This is a genomic window from Mycobacterium sp. G7A2, from assembly GCF_041902445.1.
Lineage (GTDB): Bacteria > Actinomycetota > Actinomycetes > Mycobacteriales > Mycobacteriaceae > Mycobacterium.
In genome coordinates this window covers 3796788-3812612 of record NZ_CP169251.1, presented here as the reverse complement: position 1 = coordinate 3812612, position 15825 = coordinate 3796788, and the positions used below count along the sequence as shown (strand labels likewise).

Genomic DNA, 15825 nt, shown 5'->3' with positions numbered 1-15825 from the left:
CGTGAACATCGACATGGCTGCCTTGCATGCGATCGAGGCGGACAAGGGGATCTCGGTCGACGTCGTGGTCGAGACCATCAAGTCAGCGCTGCTGACCGCGTACCGGCACACCGAGGGGCACGAGCCCGACGCCCGCATCGACATCGACCGCAAGACCGGTGTGGTGAAGGTGATGGCGCGCCAGACCGACGAGGACGGCAACGTCCTGCACGAGTGGGACGACACCCCGGAGGGTTTCGGCCGCATCGCGGCGACCACCGCGCGCCAGGTCATCCTGCAGCGGCTGCGCGACGCCGAGAACGAGAAGAACTACGGCGAGTTCTCCGCCCGTGAGGGCGACATCGTCGCCGGTGTCATCCAGCGGGACGCTCGAGCCAACGCCCGCGGCCTGGTGGTGGTGCGGATGGGTAGCGAGACCAAGGGCTCCGAAGGTGTCATCCCGGCGGCCGAGCAGGTGCCGGGGGAGAGCTACGAGCACGGTGACCGGTTGCGCTGTTATGTGGTGGGCGTGACCCGGGGCGCCCGGGAACCGCTGATCACGCTGTCGCGGACGCACCCGAACCTGGTGCGCAAACTCTTTGCGCTGGAGGTACCCGAGATCGCCGACGGGTCCGTCGAGATCATCGCGGTGGCCAGGGAGGCCGGGCACCGCTCCAAGATCGCCGTGACGTCGCGGATGCCGGGCCTCAACGCCAAGGGCGCCTGCATCGGCCCGATGGGGCAGCGGGTGCGCAACGTGATGAGTGAACTCTCCGGCGAGAAGATCGACATCATCGACTACGACGAGGACCCCGCACGGTTCGTCGCCAACGCACTGTCGCCGGCCAAGGTGGTCTCGGTCACGGTGATCGACGAAGCCAACCGTGCCGCGCGCGTCATCGTGCCGGATTTCCAGTTGTCGCTGGCCATCGGCAAAGAGGGGCAGAACGCGCGCCTGGCCGCCCGGCTCACCGGATGGCGCATCGACATCCGCAGCGACGATGCGGACAGCCAGCGTCCGGAGCACCGTCGCGAACCCCGTTCCGACGCCGCGCACGGCGCTGTCGGCGAGCGCTGATCCACGCCGCGTCCGACCGGTTTTCAATTTGGCGACGCGGTGACGGTAGACTCAGCCGTGGTCCAGCGCGAGGAATCGGCACGGATGCAGCGAAGCAAGCCCCCACCAGGGCCGGTGCGAACCTGCATCGGATGCCGAAAACGAGAGCTGGCCGTCGAATTGCTTCGAGTAGTAGCTGTCGACAGTGGGGACGGCCCAGGGAATGGCCAGGTCGTCGTGATTGTTGACACAGCGAAAGCACTTCCGGGGCGGGGTGCCTGGTTGCATCCCCGATCGGAATGTCTGCACGCGGCGGTCCGGCGGCGAGCGTTCGGCCGGGCGCTGCGGATCACCGGTTCACCGGACATCACCGCGGTGATCGAGCGTTTCGATTCGTCGGAGCGTCCGGACACGGCGGCACCTAGAGAACAGGTAGCGAAGAACATGAGCACACCGTGAAGTCCCGATGACCATGCGTCATAGCTAAACCGAGGCGCGGCGCCTACCACCGCTGTCGCCTCTAGACAGGAGATGTAGTGGCAGGTAAGGCCCGTGTGCACGAGTTGGCCAAGGAACTCGGTCTCACCAGCAAGCAAGTGCTCGCCCGTCTGAGCGAACAGGGCGAATTCGTCAAATCCGCGTCCTCCACCGTGGAGGCCCCCGTAGCGCGCCGTCTGCGCGAGTCGTTCGGCGGCAACAAGCCCGCCGGCGACAAGGGCCGCAGCGGCGGCGCCGCTGCCGCGAACGGCGCGCCGGCCCAGCCGGCTGCCCCCGAGCGGCCTGCCGCGCCCAAACCTGGCCCGCCGCAGGCGACCAAGCCCGGCCCCACCCCGGCGCCGCCCCCCGCGGCCGCGCCGCCCCCGGCCGCCGCGGCACCGCCCGCCGCACCTCAGCCGCCTGCTGCGCCTCCGGCCGCTGCCACTCCCGGCGCGCCCCCGCGGCCCGGGCCCGCCCCGGGTCCCCGGCCCACTCCCGGACCCAAGCCGGGCCCCCGGCCCGCCGCGCGCACTCCGCGCGTCGGCAACAATCCCTTCTCCTCGCAACAGCCTGTCGAGCGCCCGGCGCCCCGCCCCCAGGGCCCGCGACCGGGTCCCGGCGCGGGCGGACCCCGCCCCGGCGGTGGCCCGCGCCCGGGCGCCACGCCCGGCAACATGCCTCCGCGGCCCGGCGGTGGCCCGCGTCCCGGTGGCGGTCCCCGTCCCGGTAGCGGTCCGCGTCCAGCCCCCGGTGGTCGGCCCCAGCCCGGCGGCGGCGGTCGTCCCGGCGGCGGTGGTGGCAACTACCGCGGCGGCGGACCCGGTGGAGGTCCCGGCGGCGGTGGCGGTGGTTTCCGCGGTCGCCCCGGCGGCGGCGGTCGTCCCGGTCAGCGCGGCGGTGCCGCGGGTGCGTTCGGACGCCCCGGTGGCGCACCCAAGCGGGGTCGCAAGTCGAAGCGGGCGAAGCGCGCCGAATACGAGAACATGCAGGCTCCGGTCGTCGGTGGCGTCCGGCTGCCCAAGGGCAATGGCGAGACCATTCGCCTGGCGCGCGGTGCATCGCTGAGCGACTTCGCCGAGAAGATCGACGCCAACCCGGCCTCGCTGGTGCAGGCGCTGTTCAACCTCGGCGAGATGGTCACCGCGACGCAGTCTGTCGGCGACGACATCCTGGAACTGCTGGGCGGCGAGATGAACTACAAGGTTCAGGTCGTCTCCCCGGAGGACGAGGACCGCGAGCTGCTGGAGTCGTTCGACCTCACCTACGGCGAGGACGAGGGCGGCGAGGAGGACCTCGAGTTCCGCCCGCCGGTGGTCACCGTCATGGGTCACGTCGACCACGGCAAGACCCGGTTGCTGGACACCATCCGCAACGCCACCGTCCGCGAGGGCGAGGCCGGCGGCATCACCCAGCACATCGGCGCCTACCAGGTGTCGGTCGAGCATGACGGTGCCGAGCGGCCCATCACCTTCATCGACACCCCGGGTCACGAGGCGTTCACCGCCATGCGTGCGCGCGGCGCCAAGGCCACCGACATCGCGATCCTGGTGGTCGCCGCCGATGACGGTGTGATGCCGCAGACGATCGAGGCGGTCAACCACGCCCAGGCGGCAGAGGTGCCGATCGTGGTCGCGGTCAACAAGATCGACAAAGAAGGTGCCGACCCGTCGAAGATCCGCGGGCAGCTCACCGAGTACGGGTTGATTCCCGAGGAGTACGGCGGCGACACGATGTTCGTCGACATCTCGGCGAAGAACAATGTCAACATCGAGCAGTTGCTCGAGTCGGTGCTGCTGACGGCCGACGCTTCGCTGGACCTGCGGGCCAACCCGGACATGGAGGCCCAGGGCGTGGCGATCGAGGCGCACCTGGACCGCGGTCGCGGCCCGGTGGCCACCGTGTTGGTGCAGCGCGGCACGCTGCGCGTCGGCGACTCCATCGTCGCCGGCGACGCCTACGGCCGCGTGCGCCGCATGGTCGACGAGCACGGCGAGGACGTCGAGGAAGCGCTGCCGTCGCGGCCGGTACAGGTCATCGGTTTCACGTCGGTACCGGGCGCAGGCGACAACCTCCTGGTCGTCGACGAGGACCGGATCGCCCGGCAGATCGCCGACCGGCGCAACGCGCGTAAGCGCAACGCGCTGGCGGCCCGTGCGCGCAAGCGGATCAGCCTGGAGGACCTGGATTCGGCGCTGAAGGAGACCAGTCAGCTCAACCTCATCCTCAAGGGCGACAACGCCGGTACGGTCGAGGCGCTCGAAGAGGCGTTGCTGGGTATCCAGGTCGACGACGAGGTCGAACTGCGCGTCATCGACCGCGGTGTCGGTGGCGTGACCGAGACCAACGTCAACCTGGCGTCGGCCTCGGATGCGATCATCATCGGCTTCAACGTTCGTGCCGAGGGCAAGGCGACGGAGCTGGCCAACCGCGAGGGCGTGGAGATCCGGTACTACTCGGTGATCTACCAGGCCATCGACGAGATCGAGAGTGCGCTCAAGGGCATGCTCAAGCCGATCTACGAGGAGCGCGAGCTCGGCCGTGCCGAGATCCGGGCGATCTTCCGGTCGTCCAAGGTCGGCAACATCGCCGGCTGCCTGGTGCAGTCGGGCATCATGCGGCGCAACGCCAAGGCTCGGCTGCTGCGGGACAACGTGGTGGTCGCGGAGAACCTCACAGTGTCGTCGTTGAAGCGCGAGAAAGACGACGCCACCGAGGTCCGCGAGGGTTACGAATGCGGTCTGACGTTGACGTACTCCGACATCAAGGAGGGCGACGTCATCGAGACCTACGAGCTGGTCGAGAAAGAGCGGGTCTGAGTGGGACCCGAGACCGAAAGGTGAGCACGCGCCATGGCTGACCCCGCACGGGCGAAGCGGCTGGCCAAACGCATCTCCACGGTTGTCGCCTCGGCGATCGAGTACGAGATCAAAGATCCTCGACTCGCCGGGGTGACGATCACGGATGCCAAGGTCACCAACGATCTGCACGACGCCACGCTGTTCTACACGGTGTTGGGTCGCTCGCTGGACGAGGAGCCGGACTATCCGGGCGCGGCCGCCGCGCTGGAGAAGGCCAAGGGCGTGCTGCGGACCAAGGTGGGCGCCGCGACCGGGGTGCGGTTCACCCCGACGCTGGCGTTCGTCCGGGACACCGTGCCCGACGCCGCGCACCGCATGGAGGAGCTGCTGGCCCGTGCCCGGGCGGCAGATGAGGATTTGGCGAGAGTTCGTCAGGGTGCCAAGCACGCCGGCGAGGCGGACCCGTACCGTGTAAGCGGGGCGGAGGCAGCCGGGGGGCTCGAGGAGCCCGCCGGGGAACCGTGGGACGGGCCTGACGCTGAGGACATGGGTGACTTCGACACACTCGACGGCAGACGCGGCGACTGACGCGGTCGGCGCGCGGGTCGACGCTCGTGGCGCCGCTGAACTGCTGTCGTCGGCGGCGACGGTCAGCGTGGTCTGTCACGTCTTCCCCGACGCCGACACCATCGGGGCCGGTTTGGCGCTCGGTTTGGTGCTCGACCGGCTGGGCAAGGATGTCCAGGTCGGCTTCGCCGCGCCGGACGTACTCCCCGAGTCGCTGTGCTCGCTGCCCGGATGCCACCTGCTGGTGGCGCCGGAGGCGATGCGGCGCGACGCCGACCTTGTCGTCACCGTCGACATTCCCAGCGTGGACCGCTTGGGCGAGTTGCGTGAGCTCGCGGCCCCGGGTCGCAGCGTGCTCGTCATCGACCACCATGCGTCGAACCTGATGTTCGGCTCCGCGAACTACGTCGACCAGTCGGCGGACTCGACGACGATGCTGGTCGCCGAGCTGCTCGACGCCTGGGACATTCCGATCGACGCCGCGGTCGCGCACTGCGTGTACGCCGGGCTGACCACCGACACGGGATCGTTTCGGTGGGCCAGTGCGCGCGCGCACCGGCTGGCTGCGCGGCTGGTCGAGCTCGGCGTGGACAACGCGACTGTCAGCCGCACACTGATGGACACCCATCCGTTCGCCTGGTTGCCGATGCTGTCGCGGGTGCTCGGTTCGGCCCGCCTGATCGCCGACGCCGCCGGCGGGCGCGGATTCGTCTACGCGGTCGTCGACCACGACGAATGGTCTGCGGCGCGCTCCGAAGAGGTCGAGAGCATCGTCGACATCGTGCGCACCACCCGCCAGGCCGAGGTGGCGGCGGTGTTCAAGGAGATCAAGCCGCAGTTGTGGTCGGTGTCGATGCGGGCCAAGACGATCGACCTGGCCGCGGTCGCCACCACCTTCGGTGGCGGCGGCCATCGGCTGGCGGCGGGTTACACCACGGCCGGATCTGCCGCCGACGTGGTCGCGGCACTACAGAGCGCGCTTGACTGACGCCCTCGAGCCGGCCACCAGCCGGCGTATCGCTGCGCTGGCGTTCCCGGCACTGGGCGTGCTGGCCGCCGAACCCCTGTACCTGTTGTTCGACCTGGCGATCGTGGGCCGGCTCGGCGCGGTCAGCTTGGCGGCTCTGGCCATCGGGGCGCTGATCATGGGCGTGCTGAGTTCGCAGCTGACGTTCCTGGCGTACGGCACCACCGCCCGCGCGGCTCGTTTCTACGGGATCGGTGACCGCCGGGCCGCGATCGGCGAAGGCGTGCAGGCGACCTGGCTGGCGCTGGGGATCGGCACCGCGATCGTGCTGACGGTTCAACTCTTCGCCCGACCGCTCGTTTCGGCGCTGGCCGGTGCCTCGGCCGGCGGTGAGGTCGCCGACGCGGCGGCGCCCTGGGTGCGCATCGCCAGCCTGGCGGTACCGGCGATCCTCGTGGCGGCGGCGGGCAACGGCTGGATGCGCGGTGTCCAGGACACGGTGCGTCCGCTGCGCTATGTCGTGGTCGGATTCGCGCTGTCGGCGGTGTTGTGCCCGACGCTGGTCTACGGCCTGATGGGTGCCCCGGAGCTGGGTCTGGCAGGTTCTGCGGTGGCCAATGTCGTCGGGCAGTGGCTGGCCGCGGGACTGTTCATCCGGGCGTTGATCGTCGAGCGTGTCCCGCTCGGACTGCGGACGTCGGTGCTCAGGGCGCAAGTGGTGATGGGACGTGACCTGGTGCTGCGGACGATGGCGTTTCAGGCGTGCTTCGTCTCCGCCGGTGCGGTCGCGGCCCGCTTCGGCGCGGCGGCCGTGGCCGCCCATCAGGTGGTCCTGCAGCTGTGGAATTTCCTGGCATTGGTGCTGGATTCGCTGGCCATCGCGGCGCAGTCGCTGGTCGGTGCCGCCCTGGGGGCGGGTCAACTGACGCACGCGAAGTCGGTGGCCTGGCGGGTGACGGTGTTCTCGGCGGTCGCCGCGGCGGTACTGGCCGCGGTGTTCGCGCTGGGGTCGTCGGTGCTGCCGTCGGTGTTCACCGACGATCGCTCGGTGCTCGGCGAGATCAGTGTGCCGTGGTGGTTCCTCGTGGCCCAGCTACCGATAGCCGGGGTGGTGTTCGCGATCGACGGCGTGCTGCTCGGAGCCGGCGACGCGAGGTTCATGCGCACGGCGACGTTGGTCAGCGCCCTCGTCGGGTTCCTGCCGCTGATCTGGTTGTCGCTGGCGTTCGGCTGGGGGCTGCTGGGCATCTGGTCGGGGCTGACCACGTTCATGGTGCTGCGGCTGGCGTTCGTCGGTTGGCGGGTGTTGTCCGGCCGCTGGCTGGTCGCGGGCGCCGGCTGACCCCATTTCGCCGAGCGCGCGCGTCTGCACGGCGACACGCCGACTTTGCCGTACCGCAGCGCGCGCCCGGATCAGGGCCGGCGGGCGCAGACCGCCCATACGGCCCGCTTGCCGGCCTGTCTCGTCGTCACGTCGACGTCGACCAAGCCGGCCGATGAACACAGCGCCGCGAAAGACTCGGCCTGCTGTGCCGTCCAGCCGTGGCTGGCATAACCCGTCGCCCCGGGTTCTGTCCGGCGCTCGATGGCCAGCAACCGGCCACCGGGGGCGAGCACGCGACGGATCTCGGTCAGTGCGGTGGGGACGTCCCGCCAATGGTGCACCGTCGCCAACGCCCAGACGTGGGTGGCGCAGGCGTCGGCGACCGGCAGCGTTTCGGCGCTGCCCTCGGCCCAGGTGGCGGCTTTGTCCCGGGTGACGGTGCGTGCCACGCGCAACATCGCGGCAGAGGGGTCGACGCCGGTGGCCCGGGCGCCCCGCCGGACCGCCGCGCGTACCGCGTTGCCCGGCCCGCAGCCGATGTCGACGACGTGGTCGCCGGCCGCCGGGCTGGTCAGCTCGCCGGCCAGAGCAGCACCGGCGCGGCCCGCAAGCAGGAACACCGCCGCGAACAGCGTGCCGGTGAGTCCGGCGAACCCAGGATGATCGCCGTGATGGTTGACCGGCATCGGTGTGGTGTCGTTCATGACGACGACCTTGCCGGTTCAAGTCGGGGTGAAGTCAAATGACGTCATGGACGCGATCACGATCGGCGAGGCCGCGACACGCTTGCAGATGAGGCCGTCGGCCTTGCGGTACTACGACGAGCGTGGCCTGGTGCGGCCCAAGGCCCGGCGAGCCGGGACCCGGATGTACGGAACCGAGGAGCTGCGACGACTGGCATTTCTGAAGATCGTTCACCGCCTGGGGGTTCCGCTCGACATCGCCGCAGCGGTGTTGGATGCGCCCAGCGAGCAGTGGCGCGACTCGGTCCGCGATCAGCTGGCCGATCTCGACCGCGTCATCGCCCAGGCTCGCGCCGCGCAGCAGTTCCTCACCCACGCCCTGAACTGTCCGGCCGATCACCCCACACGGGAGTGCGCGACGATGACCGGTGCGCTCGACCGGCTGGTCGATGGCATGAGCGTGGAAGATTTGGCGGCCGAACAGATGCGATGACGCGCGGCGAGGGCGCGCGTCTGCACGCGACACACAGGTGTCGAGGTGAGCAGGCACGCGCCCACCCGCTGCCGGGGCGGGGGTGGGTCAGTCGGCGGCCGAGGAGCTGCCGAGCAGTTCACGCACCCGGTTGGCCACCCGGATGAACTCGGGACGTTCCATCGTCTCGCCGTAGTCCCGCTCGGCGGGCAGGTCGACGTCGAGGGTCTCGATGATGCGGCCCGGTCGTGGGCTCATCACGACGACCCTGTTGGCGAGGTAGACCGCCTCGGCGACCGAGTGGGTCACCAGTACGACGGTGGTGCCGGTCTCGCGCCAGATGCGATGCAGCTCGACGTTCATCTTCTCCCGGGTCAACGCGTCGAGCGCCCCGAACGGTTCGTCCATCAGCAGCACCCGGGGCTGGTGCAGCAGCGCGCGGCACAGCGAGACACGTTGCTGCATACCGCCGGAGAGCTCGTGGGGGAGGGCCTGCTCGAATCCGGTCAGACCGGTCATCTCGATCAGCTGGTCGCAACGCTGCTGGGCAGCCTTGCGGGGCATGCCGCGCATCTCGGCCTGCAGCAGGATGTTCTTGCGTACCGACCGCCACTCCAGCAGCGCTGCCCGCTGAAACACATAGCCGATCTCGCGTTGCGGCCCCTGCACCGGGGTCCCGCGCAGGCGCACGTCTCCGGAGGATGCGTCGGTCAGCCCGGCGACCACCTTCAGAAGCGTGGACTTGCCACATCCCGAAGGTCCGGCGATCGCGACGAACTCGCCGTCAGCGACCCGCAAATCGATGTCCTCCAGCGCGGTCACCGTGGCCCGCTTCGAGGAGAACGTCACGGTCAGACCGTCGATCGCGATCACGTCGGAGGACTCGGTGGTGTCGCTTTTCACTGGGTTACCCGCCGGGGTGATGGTTGCGGTGGTCATGTCCAGGATCTCCTACTGCTGTCCGTCGGGCGCGAAGGACGAATCCCAGTACTCGGCAGGGTCTTTGGCACTCTCCAGCAGCCCGGCCTCGTTGAGGGTGGCGATGGTGGTCTCCCAGTCCTCCTTGGCGTTGTTGCCCGGTGCCTGATCGGCGGTGGCCGGTGTGGACAGCAACGGGATGGTCTGCTGCCACTGCTGCAGCAGCACCTCGCGCGGCGGCATCTGAGGGTCTTTGCCAGCCATCGCGTCGACGGCAGCCTCCGGGTTCTCGGTGGCCGCCGCGAATGCCTCGCTGGTGGCGTCGACCATCGCCTGCACCAGTTCTGGGTTGTCGGCGATCATGGCGTTGTTGACGATCAGACCGTTGCTGTAGAAGTTCAGGCCGGCATCGGAATAGCGCAGGTAGCGCACCTCGCGGCCACTCTTGTCGGCGATCGTCGGACCCTGGTCGTGGGCGAAGCCGATCAACCCGTCGACGCGGCCCGACAGCATCGCCGCCATCTTGCCGGCGGCGTCGAGACTCTGCTGGGTCACCTGATCCTCGGGCACCCCGACCTTGTCCAGATAGATCGGGAAGGTCGTGGTGGGCGCATCACCGGCGGACACCGCGATGGTGCGGCCCGCGAGGTCCTGGGGGTCGTCGATACCCGAGTCGGCGAACACCTGCACCGCCGAGGGCGTGGTCTGCAGGAAGACTCCCGCGCTCTTGACGTCGACGCCCTTGTCGATGTTGCTCAGTACGGCAGGGGTGTCGGCCCACCCGAAGTCCGCCTGGCCGGTGCCGATCGCCTGCACGGTCTTGGTGGATCCCTGTCCGGCGTCGATGGTCAGGTCGATGCCGTGGTCGGCGAAGATGCCTTCCTGTACGCCGTAGTAGAAGGGTGCGTGTTCGCCGTAGGGGTACCAGTTGAGCATCAGCGTCGCCGGGGTGGCGGAACCGTCGGCGGCGGGAGCGTTGTCGGGGCTGCTGCCGCCACAGGCCGACAGGGTGAGCAGGGCCGTGGTGGCGGCGATGGCGGCCGTGGTGCGGCGGCGGGGGAAGGACATGAGGAACTCCTGGAGAGGTCGTGGATGGGTCGGTTTCGGTTACCGGTCAGGCGCCGGTGGTCGCGGAACTGGCGGTGCGGCGCGAGGAATGCCAGGGGATGAGCAGTTTCTCGGCGATTTCGATGATCGCGAAGAGGACGATGCCCAGAACCGACATGATGATCAGGGCGGCGAACAGCATTGCGGTGTCGACGTTTCCGTTGGCCTGCAGGATGACGTAGCCCAGACCTTCGTTGGCGCCGACGAATTCGCCGACGACCGCGCCGGTGACCGCGAGGGTGGCAGCCACCTTCAACCCCGACATCAGCTGCGGCAACGAAGCCGGGAACCTGATCTTCATGAAGGTCTTGAGTCGGCTGGCGCCCATGGTCGAGCTCAGTTCGAGGATCTCGGGGTCGACCGAACGGAGGCCGGCGAGACCGGAGATGACGATCGGGAAGAAGGCCATCAGCACGGCGACGAGGATTTTGGGCGACGGACCGAAACCCAGCCAGACGACGAACAGCGGTGCGATCGCGATCTTGGGGATCACCTGGGCGAAGAGGATCAGCGGATAGACGGTCTTCTCCAGGCTCGCCGAGTACACCATGATCACCGCGACCAGTTCGCCGACGACCGCCGCGATGACGAACCCGACCACGGTCTCCCACGTGGTGACCCAGGTGTTCTGGGCGAGGTAGGCCGCGTTCTGTTGCGCGGTGTGCCAGGTGTCGATCGGAGACGGGAGGATGTAGGGGGCGACGAGCTCGGCCGCGGTGACGGCCCACCAGCCGGCGAGCAGGACGATCACCAGCGCGGCCGGACGCCACAGGCTGGCTGCGGCGCGCCGGGCGGAGAACGACGGCCGCCACGAGCGTGTCGAGCGGGAAGGGGCCGGAGGGGGTCCCGATGAGGAGGGGCGCACGCCGGCCGATGCGGTTACCGCCATGGAAATGTCCTAAGTTCGCAGGAGCTCGAGCCGAGCGACTCGACTGGGAATGCGCTTTCCGAAGCGATTCCGACCCTAACGTGACTCAGCGCACACTGTCAACGTCGGCGGCGCCGCCGATGCGCGGGCTTCCCGTCACGGTATGCGGGTGCTGTCCCGCAGGACCACCTGGCCTGGGACACGTTCGCGCAGGTCATCGCTGCCCGAGTGCAGGGCGAGCTGCACGGCTTGGGCGCCGATGGCTTCCAGTGGCAGCACCACCGTGGTCAGGCTGGGAGTGTGGTCGCGCAGCGTCGGGATGTCGTCGAAGCCGGCGACGCAGACGTCCCGCGGCACGACCAGGCCCATCTCCCGCCACGCCGCGATGGCGCCGATCGCCATCACGTCGGTGACCGCGAAGACGCAGACCGGCGTGGCGCCACTGTCGGGCCGCAGCTGCAGCGCCGCGGCCAGGCGTCGGGCTGCGGCGTAACCACCGTCGCGGGTGAACGGCCCGGACACCTCGACCATTGTCGTCAGGCCACGCCGGCTCAGTGCCTCGACGAAGCCGTTGCGTCGGTCGACCGCGGTGCGGATGTTGCCCGGGCCCCCGATCACCGCGAACTGCGTGTGCCCGGCCTCGGCCAGCGCGTCGGCCAACTGACCGGAGGCGCAGTGGTTCTCGGGCTCGACCGCCGAACCGAAGGCCAGAGGTTGGCCGATCACCACCACGCGTCCACCGTTGGCCCGGTAGTAGTCGAACTCGGCCTCCAGGGCGCGGTCGAGGTCTCCGCTCTGGCGCGATCCGGCCAGCACGATCGCATCCGCGCGGTGGGAGATGAACGTGCTCACCGATTCGCGTTCGATGTCGAAGTCGCGGTCGGTGCTGGCCAGCAGCACCTGCTTGCGGGCGGTCCGGGCCGCGGTCTGCACACCGCGCACGATGGAGGAGAAGTACGGGTCGGCGATGTCGTGCACGATCAGGCCCAGGAGGCCGGTGGAGGCCCGCGCCAGGGCCTGGGCCTGCGCATTCGGCTTGTAGCCCAGTTCTCGCGCAGCGGCACGGACGCGATCGGCGACTCCCTCGCCGGGGATCCTCGTCGACCCGTTGAGCACCCGCGACGCGGTGGCCTGGGACACGCCGGCGCGCGCCGCTACATCCTGCAGTCTGACCGCCGCCATCGCTGCCGCTCCTGAACTCGCCGAATGCTCGTCGTTTGTCGTGGAGCCCATCCTGGGTTGACCGCGACGTGCGCACAGCTTACCGTGGAAAGCGCATTCCGAAGTGCTGACACCACGCACCCTCGTCGCCGAGGCGCGCACCGGTGCAGGTCACCCGACAGCACATGCCGCGACGGCCTCGTCCGTCGCCGCCTTTCCAGACAAGGAACTCCCAGATGACTTCAGCGACTTCGCCGCGCAGAACGCTGCGCATCGCGATGAACGGCGTGACCGGACGGATGGGCTACCGCCAGCATCTGCTGCGCTCCATACTCCCGCTCCGCGATGCCGGCCTGGTCCTCGAGGACGGCACGCGGGTGGCCGTCGAGCCCATCCTGGTCGGCCGCAACGCCGACAAGGTCGCCGACCTGGCCGCCGAGCACGGGGTGCAGGAATGGACCACCGACGTGACCGCGGTGATCGCCGATCCCACGGTCGACGTCTACTTCGACGCTCAGGTGACGTCCCGGCGTGTGCAGGCGCTGTCGGCGGCCATCAAGGCCGGCAAGCACGTCTACACCGAGAAGCCGACCGCCGAAACGCTGACCGAGGCCATCGAACTGGCTCGGATGGCGCACAATGCCGGTGTCGTCGCGGGTGTCGTGCACGACAAGCTCTACCTACCCGGGCTGGTCAAGCTGCGTCGCCTGGTCGACGAGGGATTCTTCGGGCGAATACTGTCGATGCGCGGGGAGTTCGGTTACTGGGTGTTCGAGGGCGACGGGCAGCCCGCTCAGCGGCCGAGTTGGAACTACCGCTCCGAGGACGGCGGCGGCATCACCGTCGACATGTTCTGCCATTGGAATTATGTGATGGAGGGACTGCTGGGCGCGGTGCGAGCCGTCACCGCCCGCGCGGTCACCCACATTCCCACGCGGTGGGACGAAGCGGGCCACGCGTATTCGGCTACCGCCGACGACGCTGCGTACGGCATCTTCGAGATCGACGGTGACATCGTCGCTCAGATCAACTCGTCCTGGGCGGTGCGGGTGTACCGCGACGAACTCGTCGAATTCCAGATCGACGGAACCCACGGTTCGGCCGTGGCCGGATTGCGGCGCTGTGTGGCCCAGCAGCGTGCACACACCCCGAAACCCGTGTGGAATCCAGATCTCCCGGTCACCGAGCGATTTCGCGACCAGTGGCTCGAGGTTCCCGCGAACGCCGATCTGGACAACGGTTTCAAGTTGCAGTGGGAGGAGTTCCTGCGCGACGTGCTCGCCGAGCGGCCACACCGCTTCGGGTTGCTCTCGGCCGCCCGCGGTGTGCAGTTGGCCGAGCTCGGTCTGAGGAGCTCAGCCGAGGGCCGCCGGCTCGAAGTTCCGGAGATCGTGCTGTGACCGCGAGCGTCACCTCCGCCTCGGTCGTGTTGCCGATCGACGGGGAACTCGACCGTTACCAGCTGGGCGAGCCAGGCGACTGGCGCCGGCCCCAGGCGCCCATCACGTCCCGGATCGCCTACGCGGCAGCGCATGTGGTGCCGAATGTGCTCGGCGACAACACGCCCGGTACGCCCGCCGACGTCGACTGGGACGCCACCCTGTCCTACCGCCACGAGCTGTGGTCCTACGGACTCGGGGTCGCCGACGCGATGGACACCGCGCAGCGCGGTATGGGCCTGGACTGGCCGGCGACCAGGGAACTGATCACCCGCTCGGGGCGCGAGGCCGCCGCGGTGGGTGGCCGGTTGGCCTGTGGTGCCGGCACCGACCAACTCGCGGCGCAGAACGTGCCCGCCGGGGCGCGCGGTCTGTCGGTCATCACCGATGCCTACCGGGAACAGATCGACGTGGTCACCGAAGCGGGCGCGAACGTGATCCTGATGGCGTCGCGTGCGCTGGCGCGGGTCGCCTCCTCGCCCGAGGACTATCTGTCGGTCTACGGCACCCTGCTCGCTGAAGCCGACCGTCCCATGATTCTGCACTGGCTCGGGGAGATGTTCGATCCGGACCTGCGCGGCTACTGGGGAAGTGCCGACCTCTACAGCGCCACCGCGACATTCGAGGCGCTGGTGCGGCAGCACGCCGACAAGATCGACGGGGTGAAGGTGTCGCTGCTGGACGCCGCGCATGAGGTGGCGTTGCGCCGCGCTCTCCCCGAAGGGGTTCGGCTCTACACCGGTGACGACTTCAACTATCCCGAGTTGATCATGGGCGACGGACAGCATCATTCCGATGCGCTGCTGGGTGTCTTCGCGGCGATCTTCCCGGCCGCCTCGACTGCGCTGCAACACCTGGACGCCGGCGACAGCACCGCGGCCCGGCGGATTCTCGAGTCGACCAGCGCGCTCGGTCGGCATCTGTTCGCCGCGCCCACCTATTACTACAAGACGGGTATTGCATTCCTGTCGTGGCTCAACGGCCGCCAGCGAGGCTTCAGTCTGATCGGCGGGCTGGCCAGCGGGCGGTCGGTCACCCACCTCAGCGAAGCCTTCGTGCTCGCAGACCGCGCCGGTCTGCTGGCCGACCCGGAGCTCGCCGCCGATCGGATGCGAACGTTCCTCGCGCTCAACGGAGTCGGCTGATGTCCGCCTGGTGCGACCGGCTGTCGTTGAACACCATGACCACCAAGGGCTGGACACTGCGGGAAGCGGTCGAGGCCACCGCCTCGGCCGGTCTGCCTGCGATCGGGGTGTGGCGTGACCGGGTCGCCGAGGCCGGCGTCGACGAGGCTGCGAAGATCGTGCGTGACAACGGTCTTCGGGTGTCCACGCTGTGCCGCGGCGGTTTCCTGACCGGAGTCGAGAATTCGGGCGCCATCCTCGACGACAACCGGCGCGCCATCGACGAGGCCGCCGCGCTCGGCACCCGCGAGCTGGTGATGGTCGTCGGCGGGCTGGCCGGGCGTGATCTCGTCGGTGCCCGCGCCCGGGTCGCCGAGCGCCTCGCCGACCTCGTTCCCTACGCGGTCGACCGTGACGTGCGGTTGGCGCTCGAACCCCTGCACCCCGTCTTCTGCGCCGAACGGGCAGTCATCAGTACTCTCGGCCAGGCATTGGAGCTGGCCGCCCCGTTCCCGGCGCATGCCGTCGGCGTCGTCGTCGACACGTTCCACGTGTGGTGGGATCCCGGGCTGGCCGAGTCGGTGGCCCGGGCCGGGGCCGCCGACCGGATCAGCAGCTACCAGATCTGCGACTGGCTGGTGCCGATGGCGGCCGATCCGCTGGTGTCGCGCGGGATGATGGGCGACGGCGTCATCGACTTCGCCGCGATCAGCGCCCTGGTCGATCAGGCCGGCTATCGGGGAGACATCGAGGTCGAGATCTTCAACGAAACCGTCTGGGCCACCGAGGGCCTCGCGGTCTTGGACACCATGAAGGAGCGCTACCGGGATCTGGTCTGGCCGTCGCTGCGGAACTGAGCGACATGGCGGGCGCGTCGACGGTCG

The 15825-nt window shown here is 69.3% G+C and carries 15 protein-coding genes; 10 read left to right on the top strand and 5 right to left on the bottom strand.

What is annotated here, in order from left to right; translation table 11 throughout:
* The first annotated feature begins 1 nt into the window (after position 1).
* From nusA to ACEWX3_RS18110, 6 genes are all read left to right on the top strand, one after another.
* Positions 2 to 1057, top strand: a complete 1056-nt coding sequence (gene nusA / locus ACEWX3_RS18135; protein ID WP_207068749.1) for a transcription termination factor NusA — start codon at positions 2 to 4, stop codon at positions 1055 to 1057.
* Between the two features lie 84 nt (positions 1058 to 1141).
* Positions 1142 to 1495, top strand: coding sequence for a YlxR family protein (locus ACEWX3_RS18130; RefSeq protein ID WP_373889111.1), 354 nt, complete (start codon positions 1142 to 1144; stop codon positions 1493 to 1495).
* A 77-nt stretch (positions 1496 to 1572) separates the two neighbouring features.
* The gene (infB, locus tag ACEWX3_RS18125) at positions 1573 to 4329 is read left to right on the top strand and encodes a translation initiation factor IF-2 (protein ID WP_374157244.1); all 2757 of its coding nucleotides are present in this window, start codon (positions 1573 to 1575) and stop codon (positions 4327 to 4329) included.
* A 33-nt stretch (positions 4330 to 4362) separates the two neighbouring features.
* Entirely contained in the window at positions 4363 to 4899 is a 537-nt protein-coding gene (rbfA, locus tag ACEWX3_RS18120) for a 30S ribosome-binding factor RbfA (protein ID WP_207068048.1), read from the top strand.
* A complete protein-coding gene (locus ACEWX3_RS18115) occupies positions 4862 to 5866 on the top strand; it encodes a bifunctional oligoribonuclease/PAP phosphatase NrnA (RefSeq protein ID WP_221363392.1) in 1005 nt (334 codons plus the stop codon). Before rbfA ends, ACEWX3_RS18115 begins: the two co-directional genes overlap by 38 nt.
* Positions 5859 to 7187, top strand: a complete 1329-nt coding sequence (locus ACEWX3_RS18110; RefSeq protein WP_374157243.1) for an MATE family efflux transporter — start codon at positions 5859 to 5861, stop codon at positions 7185 to 7187. The genes ACEWX3_RS18115 and ACEWX3_RS18110 overlap by 8 nt, the downstream gene beginning before the upstream one ends.
* A 71-nt stretch (positions 7188 to 7258) precedes the next feature.
* Here the strand turns inward: ACEWX3_RS18110 and ACEWX3_RS18105 are convergent, their stop codons facing one another.
* A complete protein-coding gene (locus ACEWX3_RS18105; protein ID WP_374157242.1) occupies positions 7259 to 7873 on the bottom strand; it encodes a class I SAM-dependent methyltransferase in 615 nt (204 codons plus the stop codon).
* On the opposite strand from ACEWX3_RS18105, the gene ACEWX3_RS18100 reads away from it, so the two are divergent.
* On the top strand, positions 7872 to 8345 hold the full coding sequence (locus ACEWX3_RS18100; RefSeq protein ID WP_374157241.1) for a MerR family transcriptional regulator: 474 nt from the start codon (positions 7872 to 7874) through the stop codon (positions 8343 to 8345). The two genes, ACEWX3_RS18105 and ACEWX3_RS18100, sit on opposite strands and share 2 nt — an antisense overlap.
* 87 nt (positions 8346 to 8432) lie before the next feature.
* Here ACEWX3_RS18100 and ACEWX3_RS18095 read toward each other — a convergent pair whose 3' ends face one another.
* The 4 genes from ACEWX3_RS18095 to ACEWX3_RS18080 all read right to left on the bottom strand — a co-directional run bounded on the left by ACEWX3_RS18095 (position 8433) and on the right by ACEWX3_RS18080 (position 12399).
* Positions 8433 to 9263 (bottom strand): ABC transporter ATP-binding protein, encoded by an 831-nt coding sequence (locus ACEWX3_RS18095; protein WP_374157240.1) that lies wholly within the window; start codon positions 9261 to 9263, stop codon positions 8433 to 8435.
* Between the two features lie 12 nt (positions 9264 to 9275).
* Complete coding sequence (locus ACEWX3_RS18090) at positions 9276 to 10310, bottom strand: ABC transporter substrate-binding protein (protein ID WP_207068043.1); 1035 nt, start codon at positions 10308 to 10310, stop codon at positions 9276 to 9278.
* Between the two features lie 46 nt (positions 10311 to 10356).
* Entirely contained in the window at positions 10357 to 11238 is an 882-nt protein-coding gene (locus ACEWX3_RS18085) for an ABC transporter permease (RefSeq protein ID WP_207068042.1), read from the bottom strand.
* 135 nt (positions 11239 to 11373) lie between these two features.
* Positions 11374 to 12399: a LacI family DNA-binding transcriptional regulator gene (locus ACEWX3_RS18080; protein WP_374157239.1), complete on the bottom strand. Its 1026-nt coding sequence runs from the start codon at positions 12397 to 12399 to the stop codon at positions 11374 to 11376.
* 215 nt (positions 12400 to 12614) lie between these two features.
* Between ACEWX3_RS18080 and ACEWX3_RS18075 the strand changes: the two genes are divergently transcribed.
* The 3 genes from ACEWX3_RS18075 to ACEWX3_RS18065 are packed head-to-tail and all read left to right on the top strand — an operon-like array spanning position 12615 to position 15798.
* Positions 12615 to 13778 carry a Gfo/Idh/MocA family protein gene (locus ACEWX3_RS18075; protein ID WP_374157238.1) on the top strand — a complete coding sequence of 388 codons (1164 nt, stop codon included), beginning with the start codon at positions 12615 to 12617 and terminating at the stop codon, positions 13776 to 13778.
* Positions 13775 to 14962, top strand: a complete 1188-nt coding sequence (locus tag ACEWX3_RS18070) for a dihydrodipicolinate synthase family protein (protein WP_374157237.1) — start codon at positions 13775 to 13777, stop codon at positions 14960 to 14962. Before ACEWX3_RS18075 ends, ACEWX3_RS18070 begins: the two co-directional genes overlap by 4 nt.
* Positions 14962 to 15798 (top strand): sugar phosphate isomerase/epimerase, encoded by an 837-nt coding sequence (locus ACEWX3_RS18065; RefSeq protein ID WP_207068038.1) that lies wholly within the window; start codon positions 14962 to 14964, stop codon positions 15796 to 15798. The genes ACEWX3_RS18070 and ACEWX3_RS18065 overlap by 1 nt, the downstream gene beginning before the upstream one ends.
* The last annotated feature ends 27 nt before the right edge of the window (positions 15799 to 15825 follow it).